The sequence below is a fragment of the Marinomonas ushuaiensis DSM 15871 genome, assembly GCF_000521805.1.
Lineage (GTDB): Bacteria > Pseudomonadota > Gammaproteobacteria > Pseudomonadales > Marinomonadaceae > Marinomonas > Marinomonas ushuaiensis.
Genome location: NZ_JAMB01000005.1, coordinates 1 through 24,401, shown reverse-complemented (window position 1 = coordinate 24,401; position 24,401 = coordinate 1). Strand labels below are relative to the sequence as shown.

23 protein-coding genes, 1 tRNA gene and 1 pseudogene are annotated in these 24,401 nt (G+C 41.1%); 7 read left to right on the top strand and 18 right to left on the bottom strand.

Annotated features, from left to right (window positions below):
- Window positions 1–43: 43 nt before the first annotated feature.
- From MUS1_RS07030 to MUS1_RS07020, 3 genes are read left to right on the top strand one after another with little or no spacing between them, the layout of a single operon-like run.
- Window positions 44–1,045: a sialic acid TRAP transporter substrate-binding protein SiaP gene (locus MUS1_RS07030; RefSeq protein WP_036160593.1), complete on the top strand. Its 1,002-nt coding sequence runs from the start codon at window positions 44–46 to the stop codon at window positions 1,043–1,045.
- A 21-nt stretch (window positions 1,046–1,066) separates the two neighbouring features.
- Window positions 1,067–1,651, top strand: a complete 585-nt coding sequence (locus tag MUS1_RS07025; protein WP_051436158.1) for a TRAP transporter small permease — start codon at window positions 1,067–1,069, stop codon at window positions 1,649–1,651.
- 2 nt (window positions 1,652–1,653) lie between these two features.
- Complete coding sequence (locus MUS1_RS07020; protein ID WP_036160592.1) at window positions 1,654–2,931, top strand: TRAP transporter large permease; 1,278 nt, start codon at window positions 1,654–1,656, stop codon at window positions 2,929–2,931.
- Window positions 2,932–3,436: 505 nt separating this feature from the next.
- On the opposite strand, the pseudogene tnpC reads toward MUS1_RS07020, so the two are convergent.
- From tnpC to MUS1_RS16065, 8 genes and pseudogenes are all read right to left on the bottom strand, one after another.
- Window positions 3,437–4,989: pseudogene (tnpC, locus tag MUS1_RS07010) on the bottom strand (IS66 family transposase).
- Window positions 4,990–5,015: 26 nt separating this feature from the next.
- A complete protein-coding gene (tnpB, locus tag MUS1_RS07005; RefSeq protein WP_036160582.1) occupies window positions 5,016–5,378 on the bottom strand; it encodes an IS66 family insertion sequence element accessory protein TnpB in 363 nt (120 codons plus the stop codon).
- A gap of 264 nt (window positions 5,379–5,642) precedes the next feature.
- Entirely contained in the window at window positions 5,643–6,536 is an 894-nt protein-coding gene (locus MUS1_RS07000) for a copper resistance D family protein (protein WP_036160580.1), read from the bottom strand.
- A gap of 46 nt (window positions 6,537–6,582) precedes the next feature.
- The gene (locus MUS1_RS06995) at window positions 6,583–6,930 is read right to left on the bottom strand and encodes a copper resistance CopC family protein (RefSeq protein ID WP_036160579.1); all 348 of its coding nucleotides are present in this window, start codon (window positions 6,928–6,930) and stop codon (window positions 6,583–6,585) included.
- Between the two features lie 130 nt (window positions 6,931–7,060).
- Complete coding sequence (locus tag MUS1_RS06990; protein ID WP_036160578.1) at window positions 7,061–10,180, bottom strand: efflux RND transporter permease subunit; 3,120 nt, start codon at window positions 10,178–10,180, stop codon at window positions 7,061–7,063.
- Between the two features lie 9 nt (window positions 10,181–10,189).
- A complete protein-coding gene (locus MUS1_RS06985; RefSeq protein ID WP_036160575.1) occupies window positions 10,190–11,758 on the bottom strand; it encodes an efflux RND transporter periplasmic adaptor subunit in 1,569 nt (522 codons plus the stop codon).
- Window positions 11,755–13,128 carry a TolC family protein gene (locus tag MUS1_RS06980; RefSeq protein WP_051436157.1) on the bottom strand — a complete coding sequence of 458 codons (1,374 nt, stop codon included), beginning with the start codon at window positions 13,126–13,128 and terminating at the stop codon, window positions 11,755–11,757. The genes MUS1_RS06985 and MUS1_RS06980 overlap by 4 nt, the downstream gene beginning before the upstream one ends.
- A 70-nt stretch (window positions 13,129–13,198) precedes the next feature.
- On the bottom strand, window positions 13,199–13,507 hold the full coding sequence (locus MUS1_RS16065; protein WP_156924872.1) for a hypothetical protein: 309 nt from the start codon (window positions 13,505–13,507) through the stop codon (window positions 13,199–13,201).
- Between the two features lie 437 nt (window positions 13,508–13,944).
- On the opposite strand from MUS1_RS16065, the gene MUS1_RS06970 reads away from it, so the two are divergent.
- Both MUS1_RS06970 and MUS1_RS06965 read left to right on the top strand, forming a co-directional pair.
- Complete coding sequence (locus tag MUS1_RS06970) at window positions 13,945–14,298, top strand: helix-turn-helix transcriptional regulator (protein WP_036160572.1); 354 nt, start codon at window positions 13,945–13,947, stop codon at window positions 14,296–14,298.
- 192 nt (window positions 14,299–14,490) lie between these two features.
- Window positions 14,491–15,198 carry a type II toxin-antitoxin system HipA family toxin gene (locus MUS1_RS06965; protein WP_342665490.1) on the top strand — a complete coding sequence of 236 codons (708 nt, stop codon included), beginning with the start codon at window positions 14,491–14,493 and terminating at the stop codon, window positions 15,196–15,198.
- A gap of 102 nt (window positions 15,199–15,300) precedes the next feature.
- On the opposite strand, the gene MUS1_RS06960 is transcribed toward MUS1_RS06965, so the two are convergent.
- The 4 genes from MUS1_RS06960 to uvrB all read right to left on the bottom strand — a co-directional run bounded on the left by MUS1_RS06960 (window position 15,301) and on the right by uvrB (window position 18,318).
- Window positions 15,301–15,714, bottom strand: coding sequence for a hypothetical protein (locus MUS1_RS06960; protein ID WP_156924871.1), 414 nt, complete (start codon window positions 15,712–15,714; stop codon window positions 15,301–15,303).
- 205 nt (window positions 15,715–15,919) lie between these two features.
- Window positions 15,920–15,996 (bottom strand) — tRNA-Val (locus tag MUS1_RS06955).
- A gap of 82 nt (window positions 15,997–16,078) precedes the next feature.
- Window positions 16,079–16,267: a hypothetical protein gene (locus MUS1_RS06950; protein ID WP_036160569.1), complete on the bottom strand. Its 189-nt coding sequence runs from the start codon at window positions 16,265–16,267 to the stop codon at window positions 16,079–16,081.
- 23 nt (window positions 16,268–16,290) lie between these two features.
- The gene (gene uvrB, locus MUS1_RS06945) at window positions 16,291–18,318 is read right to left on the bottom strand and encodes an excinuclease ABC subunit UvrB (RefSeq protein ID WP_036160568.1); all 2,028 of its coding nucleotides are present in this window, start codon (window positions 18,316–18,318) and stop codon (window positions 16,291–16,293) included.
- 204 nt (window positions 18,319–18,522) lie between these two features.
- On the opposite strand from uvrB, the gene MUS1_RS06940 reads away from it, so the two are divergent.
- Window positions 18,523–20,244 carry a SulP family inorganic anion transporter gene (locus MUS1_RS06940; RefSeq protein WP_036160566.1) on the top strand — a complete coding sequence of 574 codons (1,722 nt, stop codon included), beginning with the start codon at window positions 18,523–18,525 and terminating at the stop codon, window positions 20,242–20,244.
- A 42-nt stretch (window positions 20,245–20,286) separates the two neighbouring features.
- Here MUS1_RS06940 and MUS1_RS06935 read toward each other — a convergent pair whose 3' ends face one another.
- The 5 genes from MUS1_RS06935 to ihfB all read right to left on the bottom strand — a co-directional run bounded on the left by MUS1_RS06935 (window position 20,287) and on the right by ihfB (window position 23,424).
- Window positions 20,287–20,598 (bottom strand): ComEA family DNA-binding protein, encoded by a 312-nt coding sequence (locus tag MUS1_RS06935; protein WP_036160564.1) that lies wholly within the window; start codon window positions 20,596–20,598, stop codon window positions 20,287–20,289.
- A gap of 151 nt (window positions 20,599–20,749) precedes the next feature.
- Window positions 20,750–21,457, bottom strand: a complete 708-nt coding sequence (gene pyrF, locus MUS1_RS06930; RefSeq protein ID WP_036160562.1) for an orotidine-5'-phosphate decarboxylase — start codon at window positions 21,455–21,457, stop codon at window positions 20,750–20,752.
- A 79-nt stretch (window positions 21,458–21,536) separates the two neighbouring features.
- Window positions 21,537–22,715, bottom strand: a complete 1,179-nt coding sequence (gene lapB, locus MUS1_RS06925) for a lipopolysaccharide assembly protein LapB (RefSeq protein WP_036160559.1) — start codon at window positions 22,713–22,715, stop codon at window positions 21,537–21,539.
- Between the two features lie 5 nt (window positions 22,716–22,720).
- On the bottom strand, window positions 22,721–23,044 hold the full coding sequence (locus MUS1_RS06920) for a LapA family protein (RefSeq protein WP_036160557.1): 324 nt from the start codon (window positions 23,042–23,044) through the stop codon (window positions 22,721–22,723).
- 74 nt (window positions 23,045–23,118) lie between these two features.
- On the bottom strand, window positions 23,119–23,424 hold the full coding sequence (ihfB, locus tag MUS1_RS06915) for an integration host factor subunit beta (protein WP_036160553.1): 306 nt from the start codon (window positions 23,422–23,424) through the stop codon (window positions 23,119–23,121).
- A 207-nt stretch (window positions 23,425–23,631) separates the two neighbouring features.
- On the opposite strand from ihfB, the gene ppa reads away from it, so the two are divergent.
- Entirely contained in the window at window positions 23,632–24,162 is a 531-nt protein-coding gene (gene ppa, locus MUS1_RS06910; protein WP_036160551.1) for an inorganic diphosphatase, read from the top strand.
- A 114-nt stretch (window positions 24,163–24,276) separates the two neighbouring features.
- Here the strand turns inward: ppa and MUS1_RS15895 are convergent.
- The coding region (locus tag MUS1_RS15895; protein ID WP_156924870.1) for an IS3 family transposase at window positions 24,277–24,401 on the bottom strand (125 nt) is incomplete at its 5' end.

Below are 24,401 nucleotides of genomic sequence, written 5' to 3'. Positions count from 1 at the left end.
AACACTAAAATTCCTATTAAAAACATAATAAAAAGGTAATGATATGAATAATAAAACAATAAGAAGTAAAGTCACATTTTTAAAGAAAACGACTCTAGCTGCTGGCGCTATTTTAATCTCTGGAGTAATAAGCAGTAATATACATGCCGCTAATTTAAAGTGGGCTCATGTATATGAAGTAGGCACCCCTTATAATGAAGCAATTTTATGGGCAGCTGAAGAAATAAAAAAACAAACTGACGGTCGTGTAACAATAAATGCATATCCGTCTTCATCATTGGGTAAAGAAGTTGAGCTTAATGAAGCATTAGATTTCGGAACAGTTGACATAATCTATAGTGCTGAAAGTTTACCTGCACAATCATATCCTCCTCTTAAAATCTCAGCATTTCCATTTGTTATACGAGACTATGATCACTGGAAATCTTACCGTGATAGTGACCTTTTTAAAGAAATAGCAAATGGTTATAGTCAAACAACAGGAAATGAAGCAACAACTCTAACTTATTATGGAGTTCGTCATGTCACCTCTAATATTCCAATTAATTCTCCAAAAGATATGGAAGAATTAAAAATTAGGGTTCCAAATTCACCTCTTTACTTAATGTTCCCAAAAGCAGTAAAAGCAAATCCGACTCCACTCGCATTTGCAGAAGTATATCTTGCTTTACAACAGGGTCTTGTAGATGCCCAAGAAAACCCATTACCAACAATTAAGTTTAAGAAATTTTACGAAGTACAGAAATATATAACCTTAACAGGGCATATGACAAACTCACTCGTCACCATAATTTCTAACTATACAAAAAACAAAATGAGTGAAGAAGATTATTCCAAACTTGTCGCTATTACAAAACAAGCTGCAATTAAGGCTTCTGATGAAATAAACACCTCAGAATTAAACTTAATACAATGGTTTAAAGATGAAGGTGTTATAGTAAATACTGTTGATCGAGAGCCTTTTCAAAATGCTTTAAAACCATATTTAATCCCTGAAAAAAATGGTTTCACTCAAGAACAATTAGATCGCTTAAAAGCACTTTAATCATAGAGTAAGAGGGGATAAATGGTGAAAAATCATCATAAAAAAGATGCTATGGATAATATTCATACATCACCCCTCAATTTGGTTGATGAAAACCAAATTGAGGATGATTTTAAATTCAATATGATAGATATACCAGCAATGATCATTTTTTGGGCATTAGTTGTCATTGTATTTCTTCAATTTTTCACTCGTTACTTTCTTAACAATTCCTTAGATTGGACAGAAGAAGCATCTCGTTATCTTTTGCTTCTATTAGGATTCGTTGGTGCAGTAACCGTAGCAAGAAAAGGGGGTCATATTTTCCTAGAGTTTTTCTATCGTTTTATAAAAAACTCATACATTAAAACATTAGTAATAATATCACAGTTGTTTTGCATTGCTTTCTATGGATATTGTGCTTATCTTTCATCTCAGGTTGCTATAAAAATAACTCAATCATTAATATCTCTACCAATACCCAAAAGCTTAATCTACTGGATTATATTTATTTGTTTCTTCTTAATGACCTTACACTCTGTAATATTAGCATATAAACAAATCATTCAACCTTCAGATGAATTAGCTAAAAAACTTAACGCTCAGGCACTATCTAACCAAGGATAACCATGATTATTTTATTGATGTTTCTCATATTATTTTTCTTATTGGTAATTGGCGTGCCGGTTGCAGTTTCTTTAGGGTTAGCTTCACTATTCTTTATTGTCGTAGAAGGTATACCAAACATAGTACTTTTACATAATATGGTTAATGGAATAAATAGCTTTCCTTTGATAGCTATCCCATTCTTCATTTTAGCTGGCCACCTAATGAATACAGGAGGCATTACTAATCGTATCTTTGATTTTGCACGCTCTCTCGTAGGATGGCTTCCTGGTGGGCTTGGACATGTAAATATAGGCGCTAGTGTTGTTTTTGCAGGTATGTCTGGTGCCGCAGTGGCCGATGCTGGAGGTCTAGGTAATGTAGAAATTAAAGCGATGAAAGATGCTGGGTACGATACGGATTTTTCTGTAGGTATTACAGCTGCATCATCTACTATTGGACCGATTATTCCTCCCTCATTACCTTTAGTAATTTACGGAGTAATGGCTGATACATCAATTGGACAACTTTTTGTTGCAGGTTTAATTCCAGGACTATTAATGGCTTTCTCATTAATGGTAATGGTATCTTGGTATGCTAAAATACGTAATTATCCAAAAGATGATCATTTTAATATTAAAGTGTTATGGAATACCTTTAAACGTGCAAGTATTCCATTATTGACTCCGGTAATTATTGTTGGCGGTATATCTACAGGTGTGTTTACACCAACAGAAGCTGCAATAGCAGCCGTGGCTTATAGTTTATTCCTAGGATTGTTTGTATATAAAACATTATCCTTTCAAAAAATACTCAAGGTCTCACAAGAAACTATAGAAACAACGGCTTCAATATTGATGATTGTTGCGGCCTCAACAATATTTGCATGGATTCTGACAGCGAACCAATTCGCCACCTTCTTTGCTGATCAGCTGCTATCTTTTACTGATAATAGGATATTAATCTTATTGATTATTACACTTCTTATTTTAGTAATTGGTTGTTTTATGGAAACAATCGCTGCAATTACAATATTGGTTCCTGTTCTCTTACCTATCGCCATTCAAATTGGTATTGATCCTGTACATTTCGGTATCATTTTAATTTTAAATCTTATGCTGGGGTTGTTAACGCCACCAGTTGGGATGGTTCTATACGTACTGGCTAAAGTATCCGATATACCGTTTGAAAGGTGTGTTATTTCTACCGCTCCTTTCTTAATACCTTTGGTTGTCGTACTTTTACTACTTACTTTTATTCCATCTATTACTATGTGGTTACCTACACTAATTTATAGATAAAAATTTAATATGGGTTTAAATAATTTCTGTGAAAATAGCGATTATTTAAACTCAAATTAGACTCTTTTATAAATTCATTTAGTATTTTTAATCGTTCTCTAAACCAAACATGTTAACCCTCTCAAAAATCTATAAAGTCATTAGATTTTTCTTCCTTTAAAAACGGGTTTATTTTTTCTGCTTCTTCTCAGCAACATATCTCACTTATATCTACAGTGTCACGGACATACAAAAAGCCATTGGTGGTTTATGAAAAATCGTCACGTACGATCTAAAAAAGAACCCTGTAGCAAACAGTTATATGTCTGTAACCGTCTGGCGAACCACACCCAGTAAAGCCTCATTAATTAAATGAACGCTTGCATTTGGTCGTTTTCTGTACTAATTTTGATATTAGACAGAGGACACATGGATGTGTCTAAGCCTTCAGGATGGAGGCTCTGTCGCTTTTCAGGATGATACTGTGCTGCAAGGAGGCAGCGGAAAATACTCTTTTCAGTTATCTCTACTTAATATTCCACGGAAGTAATTTTTCTAATTCGCTTTCTTTATTCTCATCGTTTAATTTTGGTAATTCTTCAAACAGTGCCACCAGATAATCGTATGGAATCAGTCCATTCGCTTTGGCGGTTTCGATGATGCTGTAAAGTATGGCGCTGGATCTCGCGCCATTGCCTGTGTTTGAGAACAACCAGTTCTTACGTCCTATGACGAAGGGTTTGATGGCGCGTTCGGCTCGGTTGTTGTCGATGTTAATTCGGCCATCTTTAAGATAAACGGTGAGCTTTTCCATTGATGGAGGTTGTATTGAATCGCTTTTCCAAGCAAGGATTTTGGTGGCACCTGTTGGGCTGATTTCTCTAACCATGCTTTATAGGCCGCCAGTATTTCAGGGGCTTTTTCTGTTCTGATTCGGAAGGCGTCTTCTACAGTCCCTTCTTGTGTTGACAGTGATTCGATAGCGTAGAGTTTTTTGATGTAGCTAATCGCCATTTGCGCCTTTCCCGCTTTACCTTTCGGCATGGCCTTTTCGGCTTCCACGAACTTTCGACGTGCGTGTGCCCAACAACCTGCAAGGGTTGCGTTGGTTGATTCGTACGCTTGATAACCGTCCACATTGAGGTAGCCATCGAAGCCTTGTAAAAAGTCGATCGCGCATTGTGCTTTTCTCGTTTGCTGGAAGTCGTATAAAACAATGTTTGGTATGGGGTTTTGCTTGTCAGGTCTGTCTTTACCACTGCAATACACCCACATATAACAGTTTGATCGTGCTTCTTTTATCACATTCAACGTGGTTTCATCCGCTTGTAAAACAAGTTGTTCGAGTAATATTTGATGCAGTCGATCATAAAGTGGTTGTAACGCGACCGAACATTTCGCCATCCAATCCGACATGGTTTTCCGACTCAGTTCGATGCCGTATTGCTTGAACAGCGTCTCTTGTCGGTATAAAGGTAAGCTGTATTGGAACTTGCCTGTGATCACCTGACTTAATAAGCTCGGTGTCGCGATACTTTTGGGGATAATGTTTGGCGGCACAGGCATTTGTTTGATTGCGTTATGAGTGCCCGTTTTTTCACACGTTCGACACGCGTATTTAGGGCGAACCGTTTCGATGACTTTAAGCTGTGCTGGGATAAAATTCAATTTCTCAGACGAGTCTTCACCAATACAATGAAGTGCGCCATGACAACAAGAGCAGACTTTTTCAGATTCAGGTAAATCCAGCACGACACGTTCACGAGGTAGATCTTTTGGTAACGGCTTACGTATCGGTTTCACTCGAGTATACGAGATCGTTTCTGTTTCAAGTTCAGTCGTGTCTTCTTCTAAGTCTGTGAGGTTTTCATCAAACAGTTCACCTTGACCGGGTGAGACCTCAGAGCTTTTCCCAAACTGCTTTTGTTGGGCCAAACGCCATTGTTCAAGAATCGATTCGTATTTAGACTGCCATTGAGCAAGCTGGGAGTCTTTTTCACCCAATAGAGCCTCTTGCTCAAGTAATAATTTCTTAAGCAATTCAACATCATTTGGTAGGTCATTTTTCGGTGTTTTCATAGGTTGGATTATACCAACCAAATACCCTAATCGTCATGATATCGATAGGTTAAATGTGGATGTGCATCGTGAGATTGCAGTGGAAGTCCATCTAGCAGCCAATTAAGTTGACGAGAAGATACTTGAATCGACAGATTTTCATCGTCAATCCCCGGCCATTGAAAAGTGCCTTTTTCCAAGCGTTTGTAATGCAACCAAAAACCATTATGAGACCATTGGAGAATTTTGACTTTATCTCGTGCTCGACCACAAAAAACAAATAATTGTTCGCTACAGGGTTCTTTTTCCAGATCGTAGGCGACAATATTGCATAAACCATCAATGGCTTTACGCATGTCGGTTGGCCCACAAATGAGGGCCACATTAAGTTGAGTGGAAGCCGTAAACATAAGTCTTTTGTTCCTGAGGGAGAAAGCAAAAGACTTTATGTTTTTTGGGGATAATTAATACGTGTGGTTTACCGGACGCTTACGATTCACTCACCTATTCCTGCCCTAGGTGGAGAAGTACCGGCGAAGATACTTAATACCCACGCTGGACGCGAGCTAGTAAGGCATACCTTACGAAAAGTAGATCTAGGGGAGTTCGTTTAACTGTAATGGACTGGACTTCCCAGCATTTGCTAAACAACGTAACGCTAAATAGAACTTCCATCAATGTATTGGAGGTCCAACGAAGGTTGTGAACACAGCAGTGACGGCCAATATCGACGACGCAACGATCTTTTCAGTTAGAATAGATTTTTGAATAACTCTCGTATTGCCTCGATGTAAAATTAGCGGTACGAGATGCAGCTTATGGTAAGCCGCCATCGCAAGAATAACGGCAACCAAACCAAGCTTCACTATCAACCAAAAGCCATAGTCTGATGACAGTAAACCTTTCCATCCTGTCAATTCATAGCTCATCCATGTTCCACAGACAATCAAAATCAAAACAGCAACCGCTGCAAGTTCGCCAAAACGTTCTAAGATTCGACTAGACTCTTGGTGCGTGGCTTTTCGCGTAATCAACCACAAAGGGAATAGCAGCCCTAACCACCAAGCGGCAATCAAGATATGAGTAAAGAATATAATCTGGTAATACCAAGCTTGCTCTGTCGCATGACCCGTGAGTGAAAACGAATAAATCAAACTGGCTATGCCCAAGGAAGCGACAATTAATGAAAGGCGTGAAAATGGCCATAGACTGAAGACACGATATGATCCAAGGGTAAGTGACGCTATGATCACCAAGCAATAGCCAATCACATTAGCGATCAAGGTATTGCCCGCAGGCGAATCCCAATAGATAGAGATCATCATAGGGTCAAACATGAGCCATAGACCCTCTTCCATCGTCCCACCGACTAGGATAAAGAAATACGCTATTGTCGCGGCCACGCCAATCAATGCACCTCCTAGCACATACCCTTTTATACGACTCAATAAAGCCGACTGCTGACGCAACAAACAAAATGAAAACAACCCACCCACAACACTTGATATACCAAAATACAACAACCAACGTGTCAGTAATTGCGCAATTTCCCAGCTCGTTAACGTCATGCAGTCTCCATTTCCTAAAATTAAAAGCCTAAAAGATAAAGTCTAATTAGTGCTGCATAAAACCATAAGAACCTTTCATCATATGTCCATCTTCACCCATGGCTTTCCATTGAACGGAGTAGGTATCTGGAGTTAGCTTCGGCAGCATGACTTTAAAATGCTCTGCTGCAGTTGCTTTACGATCATATTTAATCGCCACAGGTTTATTATTCGACCCAATCACTTTCAGACTCACCACTTTCATCGGCTGTTGAAAATGCATTTCTACGCGCTCAGCTTGAGTCATGAGCATGGAACCATCTTCTGGGTATGTCATTGTCATCATTCCGTGTGCATATACGTTTACAGCAGTTGTCATTGCTAATACAGAAAGCGCTAGTTTAATTTTGTTCATACTATGATCCTTTGAAGTTTAATGGCTTTGAGCTTAATATTTATTTGCACTGGCACAAAGAGGAGCCCTCTTGTACCAGCATTTTGTGCGACTCTGAAAAATCGCGTTTTACATCGATTGAAACAAACTCTCATTTCAATGAAGATTTTTTCCACATAAAGTACACCGCAGGCAAAACTAATAACGTCAGTACGACCGCGCTCACCATGCCGCCAACCATAGGTGCAGCGATTCGACTCATCACCTCCGACCCCGTTCCAGTACCATATAAAATTGGCAGCAAGCCGATAATGATGGATACCGCTGTCATCATCACCGGACGAACTCGCATACCAGCGCCGTGAAGCACCGCATGGTAAAGCGTGTCCGTACTAGGTATGACGCCTTTTTCAGCGCATTTACTTTGTGTCTCAGTCCAAGCTTGATTCAAATACATCAGCATAATGACGCCGATTTCCACGGCCACCCCAGCCAATGCAATGAAGCCAACCCCCACTGCAACCGAGAAATTGAAACCAGACAAATACATCAGCCAGATACTACCCACCATGGCAAATGGTAAAGTACCCATAATGATCGCCACCTCGTAGACATTACGGAAATTGATATACAAGAGGACAATAATGATGGCCAATGTTAGCGGCACTACATAGGTCAGCTTTTCTTTTGCCCGTTGCATATACTCATATTGACCAGACCAATTTAACGAATAACCTGCTGGTAATTGCACTTGCTCAGCGACGATTTTTTGTGCGTTTTCCACATAACGACCAATATCAACACCTTCAATGTCTACAAAGGTCCAACCGTTTAAACGCGCGTTTTCACTTTTTAATCCTGGCGGACCTTCTTCCACATACACATCGGCAATATCACCCAAAGCAATTCGCAAACCATTCGGAGTCACGATTGGCAAAATGGCTAATTGCTCTGGTGAATCACGATATTCCTGTGGATAACGAACATTAATGGGATAGCGCTCAAGCCCCTCAATAGTATTAGTGACATTCATGCCACCCACCGCTGAAGAGATAAGCTCTTGAACATCTTGAATGTTCAGCCCATAACGGGATGCCTTCGCGCGATTAATGTCTATATTGACGTAACGACCACCGGCCACACGCTCAGAATAAACCGATGCCGTGCCTTCAACGGGTTTCAAGATTTTCTCTAACTGCAAACCAATATCTTGAATCACTTTCAGATCAGGACCTGCCACCTTTATACCCACAGGGGTTTTGATGCCCGTTGCCAGCATGTCGATTCGAGTTTTGATCGGCATTACCCAAGCGTTAGTAATGCCAGGGATCTTGACCAGCTGATCCAGCTCTTGCTTGATTTTGTCGCTGGTCATGCCGTCTCGCCATTCAGAATGAGGCTTGAGTTGAATAAAGGTTTCGATCATCGTCAAAGGTGCTGGGTCTGTCGCGGTTTCCGCGCGGCCAACCTTCCCAAAGACAGTTTTCACTTCTGGCAAGGTCGCAATCAATTTATTCGTTTGCTGCAATACCTGACGTGCTTGTCCGATGGAGATCCCCGGATAGGCAGTTGGCATGTACATCAAATCACCTTCGTCCAGGTTAGGAATAAACTCACTGCCCAACTTATTTAACGGCCACATACCAATGGCAAATATAGCAATTGCCACCAAAATGGTGGTTTTCGGAAAACTCAACACGGCTTTTAACGCCGGCATATATACCGCGATCAAAGCCCGATTAACGGGGTTTTTATGCTCAGGTAAGACCTTACCTCGCACAAAGTACCCCATCAAAACAGGTACCAGAGTGATTGCTAATGCCGCCGATGCGGCCATGGCATAGGTTTTGGTATAGGCCAATGGGCCAAACATCCGTCCTTCTTGGGATTCCAAGGTAAACACAGGCACGAAACTGACGGTGATAATCAATAGACTAAAGAATAACGCGGGGCCGACTTCGGTAGCCGCGGCGGTCACAACCTGCCAACGGTTTTCCTTGGTCATTTCGACTTTTTCCATATGCTTATGGAGGTTTTCTATCATCACGATTGCGCCATCAATCATGGCGCCAATGGCAATCGCAATACCGCCAAGCGACATGATATTGGCATTAATACCCTGCAAATGCATGACGATGAAGGCGGTCAAAATACCGACAGGCAGACTGATGATGGCCACCAAAGAGGAACGCACATGAAAAAGAAACACCATACAAACCAACGCAACCACAAGGAACTCTTCCAGCAGTTTGGTCCATAAATTCTCCACGGCACGATCAATCAAACCAGAACGATCATAAACCGTCACCACCTCAACACCTTTTGGCAAGCTGGATTTCAAGGTTTCCAATTTCGCTTTTACGCCTTCGATGGTTTTCTGTGCGTTTTCACCAAAACGCATCACCACCACGCCACCGACGGTTTCGCCTTCGCCATTTAGATCCGCTAACCCTCGACGCATTTGTGGGCCAATACCAACGTCTGCCACATCTTTGATCGTCAGCGGTGTGCCACTTTCACTGACGCCAAGCGGAATCATTTCAATATCTTCGACGCTCTGTATATAACCAGACGCTCGAACCATGTATTCAGCTTCAGCCATTTCAATGACCGACGCGCCGACTTCCTGATTGCCACGTTTAATGGCATTTTGAATGTGACTCAATGGCATGTTTAACGCGCGCAATTTATCGGGATTCACACTTACCTGATATTGCTTCACCATGCCGCCAATAGGCGCCACTTCCGATACACCAGGCACGGTTTGTAATTCATACTTCAAGAACCAGTCTTGCAGTGAACGCAATTGACTCAAGTCGTTTTGACCGGTTTTATCGACCAAAGCGTATAAATACACCCAGCCAACACCCGTTGCGTCTGGCCCCAATTGCGCCCTTGCATTACTTGGCAAGGATGGCGCCACCTGACTTAAATACTCCAACACTCGGCTTCGCGCCCAGTACATATCGGTATCTTCATCAAAAATCACGTAGACATACGAATCCCCAAAGAATGAATAACCACGCACTGTTTGAGCACCCGGCACAGACAACATCGCTGTGGTCATCGGGTACGTTACTTGGTCTTCTACCACTTGCGGTGCTTGTCCTGGATAGCTGGTTTTAATAATAACTTGCACATCAGACAAGTCAGGAATGGCATCAACGGGCGTATTCTTTAACGAATACAAACCAGCGCCCACTAAAATAAAAGTAGCCAACAACACCATGAATCGGTTGTTTATGGACCAACGAATGATCGCTTCAATCATGATATTCTCCTACTTCGTGTCAGTGTCAAAATAGTCAGTAACCATGAACTTCACGCTGCTTTCACGGGTAATCTCAAGCTGAATATTTTTACCAATCGGCAGTTCATCCAGCTCTAACCAATCCGCTAAGGCAAAGTCCATAGTCATTTTTGGCCATTTCCAATCAGTAATGGCATCGTGGTTCACATTCACCATGCGCGTTGTCGCATCAATACGATTAATGCGTGCGGCTACCCAAACATTGTTGGCAGGTTCTGCTGCTGACATTTCATTACCAGACATTGCCGTGTTATTCATTTCAGTGCTATTCATTTCAGTGCTGCTGGCAGGCATTGTCGTCTGCTCATTGTCTATATTCATGCGTTTGAAATCCGAGCTTTTACTAGATTCAGAATCCAATAAAAACTGCGCCGATGTCACAACTTCATCGCCCAGCACCAAGCCATCTAAAATTTCCACGTAGTCATCACCGAACGCGCCGGTTTGGACGGCAATCGATTTATAACGCCCTTCACCCAATGCCAATACCACACGGTTTTGCTCGCCGCCACGAATTAAAGCTTCTTTTGGAATCAATCGTTTTTTACCTGGCTCCGTGGTTTCAATACGAACATGGGCAAACATATCTGGCTTCAGAAGTTGCTCAGGGTTGTCTAAACGAATGCGAACACGCAAGGTGCGGTTTTTGGCATTTAGAGTCGGATAAATAAAATCCACGTTACTGGCGAACGTTTTCCCCGGCAAAAAGTCCATGACAGCCTCAACCTGTTGCCCCACCGCGACAAGATGCGCTTGGCGCTCAAACACTTCGGCATCCAACCACACCTCACTAAGATCTGCGATCGACATCAAGGTTGTGCCAGGCTTAATGTAGAAACCATCCTGAATTCCAAGGTTGTCAATCACACCACTTTGTGGCGCAAAAAAACGCACTTTTTGAGACACCTTGCGCTTTGTCTTTAACTCTTGGATAAAACTGCTCGACACTTGCAGAGCTTTTAGTCTTTCTTCACCCGCGTTGATCATGCGCTGGTCTTTGCGCGCTAACGCAAAGACAAATTCTTCCTGCGCATTCACCAAGGTTGGTGAATACAGATCGAACAATGGCTGGCCTTTTTCAACCGAATCTCCATTGGATTTAATAAAACTCTTTTCAACCCAGCCTTCGACACGAGGATGAATATGTACAATCTTGTCTTCGTTGTAAGTCAAATAGCCCACAGTACGAATATCTGGTTTCAGCACGCCTTCAAATACTTTTCCTGTTCGCACGCCAAGATTATTAACGACTTCAGGCGAGATACTCACAGTACCAGCGCCCTGATTATTGGAACCTTGGTCATCACCATAAAAAGGAATCAAATCCATTCCCATAGGAGATTGACCCGGCTTGTCACGACGGTAATTTGGGTCCATTGGCGCCACCCAGTATAAAGGTGCTTTTTCATCTTTCGTGACTGATGCACCAGCATTCATTTCCCCGTTCATGGCATTAAATGCTTGAAGACCAAAGTGATAACCCGTAGCCGAAAGAACGCCACCTAGTACAAATACACCTATATATCCGATTACTTTCATTTGAGTTTCACCTCTTCACCTTGTGCCATCACATAATTCAATTCTGCCAAGCGCTTAAAACGCTCAATGCGAATATTCAACAATTCAATATGCGCATTCAGTGTCGCGATACGCGCCTGAACCACATCCGAAAAAACACCATCATTACTGGTATAAGCATTCAACATGGCTTGTGCGCTTTCTCTGTAACTAGGAAGTAACTTTGTTTGATAAAGACGGATTCGTTGATCTAAAAGAGTAATATCAGATGTCAGAACACGGTATTTCGCCATGAATTCATTCAACACCAGATGTTTTTCAGAAAGAAAAGACTCAACTTGTAAGGACGCGGCTTTCACTTGAGCATCCTGTCGACTAGACGAAAAGATTGGTACGCTGACACTCACCGCAATCGACGCCAGATCGGCTCGATCTTTACCGCTTAGATCATCACCGCGATACCCGTAACCCAAGGTAACACCCCATTCTGGTTTGTACTTTTGCTCGGCAATTGCTTTATCTATCTGTGCGGTATTAGATTGAACATCGACAATGCGAACCAACGGATGTTGACTCAGACGAGCCGCCAAGGAATTTGGTGGAAGAATATTAGACTGGGCTAGAAAAATGGGTTCACCCGTTGTTTTCAGAGTGATATTTTGATCCGATGCATTCGGATCAGTCATTGTTGGAAGGATATATTGAGACAGTTTTTTCAGCGCATTTTCTTTCGATTGGCGAAGCTGCGTCAGGCGATGGTCTAACTTAATCAACTCCAGTTCAGAGCGTACTAAATCTTGCTGTTTGGCTCGCCCGTACGCCGAGCTATAACTGCTTTCCACTACCTCATGAAGTTGTTCGAACAAGGTTCTATTTTGCTTAACGAGTTTGATACTTTCTTCGTAGCTGTAGGCCGTTAGCCAAAGGTTTGACACTTCCATCGCCAGCATTGCGCGACGATTATCTCGCATCAAGGGCATTTGATCGCCTTGCGCTGCGTATTTTTCCCCTGTTAAACGTAAAGTATCGCCAGCTGGAAACATCTGCGATACCGACACGTTAAATTGCGTCATCGCTTCTTGGTTAAAATCAAAACTGTCGGTTGGCATATTCAATAAACCAACATTGATCTTTGGATCCGGTAACGCAGTCATGCCTTGGCTTAAGGCGCGAATAGCATTCTCTTTCTGCTGACTGGAAATCAACCAGTCATCTTGGGAGACGGCTTTTTCCACCGCTTGTTGCAGGCTTAACACTTCTGCGCTCGCAACAAAGGGCAGTAACGACAATAGGAAAACGGAGGCAATACGATTCGTTTTACCGATTAAAAATTGACGGCAATAGACACTCTGTAATAAATGACAGAATGCCAAAAAATTGTTTTTGGCCATTGGCTCGAGTACTCATTTTTAAATTCATAAAATCTCAACGCACATTAAAGCGATGAGTGAAACTGCGAATTTAAGAAATGACTATAGGGGGGAAATAAGGCGTATTTGGGTGGGTAGAAACGTAGAATTCAGACGACAGAGTCGTGTGAACAGAAGAAATATTGTCGGAATCAGAATGATAACTGACCAGTAAGCCTGAAAAGCTACCGCAATGATTGTCCATACAATTTTGGTGATTATGCTCTGATGTCAAACTAGAACATTCGTCCATCGAAGCGGACATACAAGAGATCCCCTTATCAGGAGACATATCATGATCCGATAAATCAGGCATGGTATGCGCTTCCATAGACATCATATTCGAGGAAGGTGACATCATACTGTTCGTTGCCATTGCCAACGAAAATAACGATAGCAAAAACAGCAACAAACACACGAAACTGTGTTTTCTCGCTGATATGCTGATGTTATTTAAAAAAAATGATGGCATTTATAAAATTCTCTGCAACTAATCAACAAACTATATGTAAGTAAAAAGCTTAAAGCAACTCAAACTTAAATTTTGATAATCATCTGTACTTCCCAAACTTTACTAGACAACAATTAACATGAAAACCTACCTAAATCGAGGTTTTCATAAACTTCAAGCATATCGTCACCATTGGCTTCATCATCCCATTTACCCATAGACTAAAAAATGCTTCCTTATATTTCTGCATTTTTAAATGTCAAAAAAGAAACTTTTAAGTTGCCTAGTATAAAAATAGCAGCTGATATGCCTCTATTAAATCTAAAAAGAAACTTATTAGTTTCCTTATGATAAATCTACTACAGCAAATCAAAAATCGCCGTTTAGCACTGAAACTCAAGCAGAATGACATGCCAATGCGTATTGGCATTTCTAGGCAGCAGTATCAACGGCTTGAAGCAAAAGGCAATCCAAGACTCGAGTCTCTTGAACTGATTGCCAAGGGTCTCAATAGCGACGTCATGCTGATTCCAAAAGAAAAGCTAAATGCTGTTTTAGCTGTTCTTGAAAGTGATGGTAACAACACCCCTTTACCGCACAAACAGCCCGATCACTCTAACGAACAAAAGCAACTATCGGATAATCCATGGAAAGGGTTACTAGAAGACAAAGATGGAAACGAAGATGTCAACGGAAATTAATGTTCTTAAGTTGACGTTACATGGCCATCTAGTGGGGTACTTGGCAGGGGCAAAAAATGGACGTAATGCTCTTCAATTTGCTGAAAGCTATCAATCTAATATAGCACGCCCTACTTTTAGCTTAACCACCCATCCAAATTTACCTCGTGCCAATAAAATTAGCTATCTGAGCCATGGGCGACAAACCAACGCCTGCATCCTATTTTGTCTAATCTATTGCCTGAAGATTCATTGCGAGAACTGATCGCTCAAGGGCTCAAAACCCATGTTGATAATGAGTTCCATATTTTGTCTTATCTGAGTATGGATTTACCGGGTGCATTAATCGCTAAACCGATGGAGCCTGAAGATGTGCCTGTCCATTTATTCTCATCTCACGGCCAAGTAAAAGCAGTTAAATTTGACAAACTTAGCCAAGAAAACAAGTTCTCTTTGGCTGGTGTTCAGATGAAGTTTTCCATGAAGGAAAAAGACGGTCGATATAACTTATCGAAAGATAACGTACTTGGCGATTGGATTGTGAAAACACCTTCCACTAAACACAAAGAAGCCCCCGCCAACGAGTTCACAGCCATGACCCTCGCTTCTCTCATTGGCGTAGAGATTCCTGAAATAAAATTGGTCGAGATAGACCAATTAGACAACCTTCCACAAATCAACCTTCCTGATGAAAAATACAATTCAGGCAACTACGAACAAATAGCAAAAATCCTGTATCAGTTTTCTGGCGATAGTCTAAGTGATGTCCAGCAACTTGCTCGTCGTTTACTCGCCAACATCCTATTAGCAAACGGCGACGCACACTTAAAAAACTGGAGCTTACTCTATTCAGATCAAGTAATCCCCAGACTCTCTCCTGCTTACGATATAGTCACCACCAGTGTTTATATTGAAAACTAAATTGATTTCTGGAGTCCCTAAAGAGCAAATTTTCCGACGCCACTATTGAACTAAGATTTTACTAAGAAAAGTCTAAAGTAGATAAGTTAGATTCTTACTGTCTTATTTTTCGAAGACATCAAGTACGCTTTTTATATGCTTAGGGTAGTCAGTAATAATCAAAGATTCTTGTTTTTCATCTATCACAAAGAATGATGTAATTTTCAAAATTCTAGATCTATTTTCTCCTACCCCTATTTCTACTAGATATTTTTCTAAGTCAAATAATACTGGTTTTGAACAGATCTGCTTTGGATCACAAGACACTTTAAGCATATTTAGCTTAATAGACGCCTTATATGGATAAAGAATAGAGCTAGACTTAACGATATCTATAAGCTTCAAATCAAAAACCAGATACTCCATGCTTTCAGGGGACGGGTGATATTCTTCTTGCTCCGCTTTTAGGATAAGGCCTTCTGTATAAGCAATTAATTCATCTGGGGTAGATGAAAAAACTGCGTAACTACAGAACACAAAAAAACAAAAAATTAGCTTACGCAGAAAAAAACTCTCCTATATAGATACAAAACGCGCCAATAAATAATCAACTATTAGAGGTAATAAAGAAAGGCTTAATTAAAAGGGGGATTTTCTTACCGAAATGTTTCACTTTATAGTTTGCAGATACAAAAAAGCCCCGACGAAGTAAGCAAATACTAACCGTCGAGGCTTTATAATCTGGTAGGGCTAGGCAGATTCGAACTGCCGACCTCATCCATGTCAAGGATGCGCTCTAACCAACTGAGCTATAGTCCTAAAAAGTGTTGGCTATTATACGCAGAGGGTTGGTTTTGACAAGCCCTCGTTCGTACTTTTTGAAGCCTTTGTTTCAAATAGGTTACTCGTTGGTTGGGATAAGTAATTCATGTCCTATTACTTCGTCAACCAAGTCATAAGGCACTTTGTATTTTTTGCCTTTGAATTTCACGAGTGCGTAGTCATAGCACATTTCGATCACGGTACAATTAACAATGACACCGTTGTCGATGACTCGAACTATATTGTAATTTCTTAAGGTAATTGCCATTTTCTTATTATTTCCAATCCGGTTTAAGATTCACCGACATCTTTTAATTTTCTCTGTAGCTGACGTATTTGGTCTCGATAACCGGCTGCCAGTTCAAATTTCAACTCTTCAGATGCAAGGGTCATTTCTTTTTGTAGTTTAACCATGGCTTTACGCACTTGAGCCACGTCTTCCATACTTTCCACTTGGTAGTCTTTCGCGGTTTCGGCCACTTTCTTAGTTTTACTGCCGCGCTTACCTGCTCCAGGGTTATAAGCCCCTTCCATGATGTCTTCAACTGATTTAGTAATACCAACTGGTGTAATGCCATGTTCTTTATTATGTGCGACTTGTTTTTCTCGTCGACGATCTGTTTCGCTAATCGCGCGCTCCATCGACCCAGTAATTCGATCTGCATAAAGAATCGCTTTACCATTCACGTTTCGAGCAGCACGACCGATTGTTTGAATCAAGGATTTTTCTGAACGTAAAAAACCTTCTTTATCTGCATCTAAAATAGCAACAAGGCTGACTTCTGGGATATCCAAACCTTCTCGTAATAAGTTGATACCGACCAGTACATCAAACTCTCCAAGACGAAGATCTCGGATGATTTCAACCCGTTCAACCGTATCAATGTCTGAATGCAAATAACGAACTCGCACACCGTGCTCATTCAGATAATCACTTAAATCTTCGGCCATCCGTTTGGTTAAGGTTGTTACTAAAACTCTTTCGCCAATTGGCACTCTGAGATTAATTTCAGATAACAAATCATCTACTTGAGTCGCGACTGGACGAACTTCTAAAATAGGGTCGATAAGTCCTGTCGGTCTCACAATCTGCTCTACAACCCAGTCTTGATGCTCTGCTTCATACTTGCCTGGTGTTGCGGACACAAAAATGGTTTGTGGCTTGATTTGCTCCCACTCTTCAAATCGCATGGGTCTGTTATCCAGCGCTGAAGGCAAACGAAAGCCGTATTCGACCAGGTTCTCTTTACGAGATCGGTCTCCTTTGTACATTGCACCGATCTGCGAGACGGTTACATGCGATTCATCGATGACTAAAAGCGCGTTAGCTGGCAAGTAATCAAATAACGTCGGTGGTGGCGAGCCCTCTTCTCGACCGGATAAATAGCGTGAATAGTTCTCTATTCCCGAGCAATACCCTAGCTCTTGCATCATTTCTAAATCGTATCGAGTACGTTGCTCAAGACGTTGTAACTCAACCAGTTTATTCAGAGATTTCAGTTGTTCTAATCGCTCATCTAGCTCAACTTTAATACGAGCAATGGCACCATCGACAGTTTCTTTTGGTGTCACATAGTGTGTTTTAGGGTAAATCGTCACTCGCGGTACTTTTCGAATCGTTTTGTTAGTAAGAGGATCAATCATCGATAAGTTTTCAACTTCATCATCGAAGAGCTCAATACGCACAGCAATGTCTTCTGAATCGGCAGGAAATACTTCAATCACATCACCACGTACCCGAAAATTGCCACGCTCTAGTACAAGGTCATTTCGGGTATATTGCAACTCCGCCAAACGACGCAATACGGCACGCTGATCAATTCGATCACCTCGATCTAGGTGCAACATCATTTTTAGATAGGACTCAGGGTCACCCAAGCCATAAATGGCAGAAACCGTCGCTACGATAATAACGTCTTCCCGCTCTAATAAGGCCTTGGTCGCAGACAGTCGCATACGCTCTATATGTTCGTTAACGGAGGCGTCTTTTTCGATAAAAGTATCAGAAGCCGCAACATAAGCTTCAGGCTGATAATAATCATAGTAGGAAACAAAATATTCTACGGCGTTGTTTGGAAAAAACTCTTTGAATTCACCATAAAGCTGAGCGGCCAAGGTTTTGTTGTGCGCCATCACAATAGTAGGACGCTTAACCTGAGAGATAACATTGGCAATGGTGTAGGTTTTACCGGAGCCCGTTACGCCAAGCAAAGTTTGATGGGCTAAACCCGCTTCGACACCACGAACAAGTTTCTCGATGGCCTTCGGCTGATCGCCTGCAGGTGAGTAAGGTGAAACGACTTGAAACTCTTGCGACACGAATTTTTTCCTAAGCTTTAAAATCGACTTAACAGGATAACAAATCTTACAACATGCGTCTGACTTTTAAATAAGATTCGTAAAGAATAAAAATTCAACTTTACCTAGTGTGTACGCCTATATACCATAACAATCTAAGTTTATAACAAATATAAAACATGATTGGCGTCGATTCGCTCATCTTCAACATAGTGCAAACATACAATGAGATTGAATAAGCTCCTTCCAGCCCTTGATTGGCTTAAAACCTACAGCAAAATGGACTTTCAACAAGATACTGTTTCAAGTATTGTTTTTACCATCATGGTGATACCACAAAGTTTAGCCTACGCTATGTTGGCAGGTTTACCTGCAATTACAGGTTTATATGCGAGTATTTTACCTTCGGTTTTGTATTCTTTGTTTGGAACAAGTCGTACATTGGCAGTCGGACCTGTGGCATTAACCTCTGTGATGACCGCTTCTGTGGTAATGCCTTTTGCAGTTTCAGGTACTGAGCAGTATGCCACCGTCGCGATTTTGCTTGCTTTCTTATCTGGTGTATTTCTACTTGTACTGAGCTTGTTACGCTTAGGCTTTTTAACAAACTTATTAAGTCATCCAGTTATTTCTGGCTTTATTAGCGCATCAGCACTCCTTATCGTTATTGGCCAATTAAAGTACTTATTAGGCATCCAATCTGAGGGCGACACCCTTATCCCTTTAATCACCAGCCTGTATGAGCATTTAAGCGATATAAATTTACCAACATTTATTCTGAGTTTTACTTCAATTGTTTCACTTCTTTTAGTGCGCCGACATTTTTCAGGCTTTCTAAAATACGTAGGTTGTTCTGCAAAAACAGTACAACTATTCGGAAAGTCAGGACCCGTTCTGATTGTTGTGCTTGCTACTGTAGCTGTTGCCGTTTTCTCTCTAGACAAACTTGGTGTCAGCATTATTGGTGCGGTTCCTAATACAATCCCCAGTATCAATACAGAGTTAATCGACCTAGACATCATATGGAAGTTACTACCTGGTGCATTTCTAATTAGCATCGTCGGCTTTGTTGGCTCAGTGTCTGTTGCCCAATCTTTTGCCGCAAAGCGTCGTCAAGACATCGATCCGAATCAAGAGTTGGTTGGACTTGGTTTAGCTAATATAGGCTCTGCATTGTCTGGTGCTTTTCCTGTCACTGGTGGCTTCTCACGTACTGTTCTAAACGCAGACTGTGGTGCCAAAAACCCAATGACAGGGATTATTTCTGCCTTTTTAATTCTGTTGATTTTACTCTTTTTAACGCCTTTATTTTTCTATCTACCCAACGCTATTTTGGCGGCAATCATTTCCATATCTATGATGCAGCTCGTCAGTGTAGGAGACCTTTGTCACTTATGGCGCTTCTCTAAAAAAGAGGCCTTTCTTCTGTTAGTGACTTTTTCTGTCGTATTAGTAGAAGGCATGCAAACAGGCTTAATCACTGGTGTCGTACTGTCTTTATTGTTTTTCCTCTGGCACACAAGTCATCCACATATTGCGATTGTTGGACGAGTACCAGGTACAGAACATTTTCGAAATGTTCAACGCTTTACCGTAGAAACACACCCAAGCATTCTGACTGTCCGTATTGATGAAAACCTATTTTTTGCGAATGCTCGCTCTCTTGAAGAAAGACTACAAAGTTTGGTTTCACAAAATTCAGCGATTAAACATCTCGTACTGATGTGTACTGCTGTTAATATGATTGATGCGAGCGCGCTGCAAAGCTTGGAAAAAATCCTTGATCGCTTGAACGATGCGGGCGTGAAGCTTCATTTGTCCGAAGTGAAAGGACCTGTAATGGATAGACTAAAAGATTCCGATTTAATACAGCACTTAAGTGGCAAAATTTTTCTGACTCAACATCAAGCCATAGAAGAGTTAGAGGAGAAACAAGCCAAGATTTAAACTGGCTTGTTTCTAACACGGCAAACTGGCTAGATAATTAAGCTAGTTTGTCGTTTCTTCCTCATTAACAACTTGGATAAGGTCTTTATTTCGAGCTAAAAGCCCTGCTCCAATGCCTTTTACGCTTGATAACTGTTCAATAGAATCAAAACGACCATTGGCATCTCGATAAGCAATAATAGCCTCTGCTTTTTTAAGGCCAACACCTGACATAACAGCAGCAAACTGAGATGCTGTGGCAGTATTTATATCAAGAGGCGTGGCTGCAAACAAAGAAATGGGCATAAGAGCCAAAGAAAACACAAGAAGTGAACGAGAAACGCACACACGAAACATTCGATTTAAAGTCATCATAATAATAAAATCCTTTTAAAATTTTCTTCAAAGAAACCTGGCATCATGCCAATAAAAAACCACTTAGCGTTTCAACATTAAAAATAGAAACAGTAAGTGGTTTTAGAGTAAAAGTTTTTTAAAAAGACTTCAACTGTCATTGCTTATCAATTCACGCAATGACACCTAAATCGGAATTTACTTGAGTCAATACAGCAATAGGATCAGCTGACTGAGTAATAGGACGCCCCATGACAAGATAATGACTACCTGCCGCCATTGCTTCAGCTGGCGTCATAATACGCTTCTGATCGCCCTGAGCAGAGCCTGTTGGACGAATACCAGGCGTCACCAAGACAAAGTCTTTTCCAAGGTTAGAAGACAGCATATTCGATTCTTGTGCAGAACAAACCACACCGTCCATACCTGAGGATTTCGCCAAAGCCGCAAGACGTTTTACGTGCTGCTCTGGCGTTGCGTCAATACCTATTTCAATAAGATCTGATTGGTCCATACTGGTTAGCACAGTCACAGCAATCAAGAGTGTATTGTGATCTGGTAATTGTTGTAGCGCATTAGCTGAGGCTTCCATCATACGACGACCACCTGTTGCGTGCACATTCACCATCCACACTCCCGCTTTTGCGGCAACACTTACAGCGTTAGCGACGGTATTTGGGATATCATGAAATTTCAGATCAAGAAAAATATCAAAACCTAATTTATGAAGCTCATCTAAAATAGCGGGACCAGCAGTCGTAAATAATTCTTTACCCACTTTGACTCGACACTGGCTGGGATCAAGTCGTTTTGCCATTTCAATGGATTGCGTCATGGTTGGGAAATCTAAGGCAACGACTACAGGTGATTGGCAACTCATTCAGTGTCCTCTTTTTTTCAATGTTTACGGTTCGTTTTTGTATGCTTTATTGATATGCAATTTATCGACGGTATATAGGTTATTCGCCTTCTAAGCCATGAATTGGCTTCACCATGCCCCAACTTTTACAACTTGGGCACTGCCAATGTAATTGATGGCCAGGAAAACCGCATTGTCGGCATTGGTACTTATGTTTAGCTTGAATAAGTTGATCTATCAATTCAAAAAGTACCACCAAATGCTGCTGGTTATAACCATCCGAATCCGCCAACTGTAAATTAATCAACTCTTTGAAACCCTTAATTGTTGGGTGCAATCTCAGCTGCTCAATTAAGAACATTTCGGCGTAATCTTTGTCTGCTTCAAGATAATGTTGAACCAGCGCCATAATCAAAGCTGTCGATGGTTTTTGCTGATTCTGCTCCTGGAGGAATTTGATGTAACCACCGCTTCCCCAAATTTTCTGATAGCACTCTTTTAACTTTGGAATGATGATAGAGATAAATTCAGGATCTTGTTCAGCCGCATGCTTTAACTCTTTAATCGCGTCTCGATAACGGCGTTGACTACCTAATACATCGGCGGCACCAATACTGGCTCTAACACAACTAGGGTCAACCCCCAAAGCTGATTTATAATGTTCAAAAGCAGGATTTAATTGCTCTTTCTTCTGAAACTCTTGTGCCACTTCACAATGAAAGTGTGCCAGTCGTTTGATGTCTTTTTTGGCAGATGTTTCTTTTACTAACTCAGTACCAATTTGAATGGCTTTATCCCAACTTTGTTCGAACTCATAAAGGTCGACCAGCAAACCGAGAATTTTTGGCTGGAACTCAGTTTTATGTGATGTAGATGCCATATTTAGTAATAAACGCCCGGCTCTGTCCAACAAACCTGCAGACATAAAATCGCTGGCGAGCTCTAATTGCACCATACGCATTTCACGTTGTGATATCTCAGGACGGGCAAGCAAACTCTGATGTATATTGATGGCTTTTTGTATCTCACCTTTTTTTCGGAATAAATTCCCTAAAGTAAGATGGATATCAAAGGTATCAGAATTAATTTCAAGAGAGTCAACAAAGGCATCGATTGCTTCTGAATGTTGATCATTAAGGAGATGATTTAAACCACGAAAGTAGTCATTAGGAATATTTTTCTTAGGCTGTTTGGCTTTTTTCGTCGAGTTTTTTCGCCCCATTACCCAGCCCACAAAGAGAGCGGCAAATAGAACTAAAAACAGCCCAATTTCTGTCAACTCAATTACTCCTTACCTACAGAAAGCTCTTTGGTAATAGAGGCTTTACGCAAGGCATCCACTTCATCTTGGGCTTTTTCATATTTTCGGTTTAGCACTCTGATTTGGCGCTCGCTGCGCAAGTAAGTCACAGAGCTGACTAAAAGAGCCACACAAACACCGAGAGTAAAAGATAAAATGAGATAGAGCGCGACGCTCAGTTCTGGACCTTGCCAAAAAACCAGATCAAGACCGATAAGTTGCGGATTACGGATGGCGAAAAGCACACCAACAGCAAGAAAGAAAATAATAAGAACAATGTATATAACTCTTTTCAGCCATTTAAGCATAAAACAACCTACCAAAAATATAATGGCGTTATTATGCCGTGATAGCTCAAAGATTTCGAGGCATAAGACGTAAATTAGTTAAGTTCATTAATCTCATCATCAGGTAAATTAACCAATTCTCTTAGTTCCTTACCTGGTTTGAAATGAGGTACATATTTTGCTGTCAACTCTACCGATTCACCTGTTTTAGGGTTTCGTCCTATTCTAGGTGCACGATAATGCAGGGAAAAACTACCAAAGCCTCTTATCTCTATGCGCTCACCATTCGCCAAAGAATCGGACATATGCTCAAGCATAGCCTTAATAGATTTCTCTACATCCTTTACTGGTAAATGAGATTGCTGATCGATTAGCAGCTCTATCAGCTCAGATTTTGTCATTACTGTCCTCGCGACTATATTTTGATCACTATGTAAGACTAGCTAAATTCAGAAAGAAAGCAATAAGTTAACGCACTTTAGAGTGACTTTTACTCATTTTATTCGCTCGAAATAGCGAATATCACAAATCCATGCGTTCCAAAACTAGCATAGAAGCAACCTAGCTTTTATAATATCGCCCATATTCAACACATTGGAAGAAGTATAATGAGCTATAATAAAATTCCTGCGGGCAAAGACGTCCCAAATGATATCAACGTAATAATCGAAATCCCTGCACAAGCGAATCCAGTAAAATACGAAGTCGACCACGATATGGACGCTCTTGTTGTTGATCGCTTCATGACAGCACCAATGTTTTACCCAGCTAACTACGGCTATGTAAATAATACATTGGCAGACGATGGTGATCCAGTTGACGTATTAGTTATCACACCTTACCCAGTGGTTCCTGGCTCTGTCATTCGTTGTCGTCCAGTTGGCGTATTAAACATGTCTGATGAAGCGGGTATGGACGCTAAATTGGTTGCTGTTCCTCACGAAAAATTAAGTAAAGAATACGGCCACATTCAAGATGTGAACGACATTCCACAATTGCTACGTGATCAAATCGAACATTTCTTCGAAAACTACAAAACCCTTGAGAAAGGCAAATGGGTAAAAGTAGACGGTTGGGCGAATGCTGATGAAGCACGTAAAGCCATCGTTGAAGGTGTCGAAGCTTATAACGCACAATAAAAATTCAAGCTAACCAAACACGTTAGCCTATATAGTTATTTTATTGCGTAATAGTTTATAGACATAAAAAAACCGATCATCAGATGAAGTGACCCCATAAAGTTGGACTCATTTCTAAGCGGCTACCAAGGCCTGATTTCGATATTCAATCGGACTCAGGCCTTTTAGTTTCTGCTTAATTCGTTTGTGGTTGTAATAGTCGATGTATTCTTTAATCTTCCCAATAAGATCATCGGCAT